The 1177-nt window shown below is 64.7% G+C and carries 1 protein-coding gene; it reads right to left on the reverse strand.

Annotated features, from left to right (window positions below):
- Window positions 1–16: 16 nt before the first annotated feature.
- Window positions 17–967, reverse strand: coding sequence for a DUF1768 domain-containing protein (locus ACGF5G_RS35760; protein WP_393271332.1), 951 nt, complete (start codon window positions 965–967; stop codon window positions 17–19).
- Between the last annotated feature and the right edge of the window lie 210 nt (window positions 968–1177).

The raw sequence follows: 1177 nt of genomic DNA on the forward strand, positions 1-1177 counted from the left end.
GCACACCCTGCACTGGTCAACCTGGCGACGAAAATCCCAAGCCCGAGCCCGACGATCCCACTACCAGCGCAGACAGGCAAAGTGACGTTGGAGTACTAATCGGCGCATGTCCGACGGCGCGCTCGACGCTAAGGGCTGTCGTGGTGCGGCGGATCGCCGCACGAGCGGTCTCGTCGGTGGTGGCCAGCGCCCAGTAGGCGTGCACGGCGCTGGCGTAGGTGTCGCCGCCAATCTCGATCGTGGCCGGATACTCGTTACGCAGGCACTCGATGCCCGGCTCCGTGGGCCAATTTCCCGGGATCGACGCGAGTTTCACCGTCGAGTTCTGTGCCTGGTCCGGGCCGTCGACGGGGTGGTTTTCGTGCCAGTCTCTGACCGATCGGTCGCGCTCGGCGAAGTACTCGTGCGCCTGGGCGTGCATCGACTCGGTCACGAGCTCGTCGTAGGTGGTGCGCTCGCCGATCGGGGTGCACAGCACGCGAAGCGGCCAGTCCTTCGCGTCCATGTCACCCAATGCGTAGTGCCGCAGGTGCGCGGGGACGGCCATGTATGCGGCCAGTAGCGCCCGCCGATCGGCCTCCGTTCGGTTCTCAAGGTAACGGTCCAAGGCTTCCAGACAGCGGCCGGTGGAGTCAGGTCGGCCATTGAGTTGATCGATCTCGTCGGCGACTTCCCCAAGGAGCTCCTCGCCTGTCAGCCACATCTGCGGTTCGTCGAAGCGCCAGCTTGCAAGATGGTGAGCTGACGCCTGCGCACCTGGCTTGAGATGCGTGGCGACCCATCCGATCTTCAACTTCTCGCGCAGCCCGTCGAGGTCGACCCAGTCCCAACAGTTGATCGCACCATCGGCGAAGACCAGCAGGTCCGTCAGGAAGTAAGTCGGACCGTTACGGATGAAGACCGGTCGCCACGTGCCCTCGATTTGCTCGCCGTCGACGATCCGATAGGTCCTTCTGATCAGCGCCATCGGCGCAGTGTAGGGGGCTATCGAACCCGGTGCCCCTGCTGGAGTGACCAACCGATCTCAGCAGTCGGTGTGATTGGGTGCCCGAAGGCTTGTGACCCGGCGTGACGCCCGGTCGGCGGCAGATGAGGATGCGCCAGTGCTCGCCGACTAAGACGTCACCGGGCTCGGTCCAGTCGGCTTCCTCGAACTGACCGTCGAGGAACTGCGCGG

The sequence above is a fragment of the Micromonospora sp. NPDC047730 genome, from assembly GCF_043204765.1.
GTDB lineage: Bacteria > Actinomycetota > Actinomycetes > Mycobacteriales > Micromonosporaceae > Micromonospora.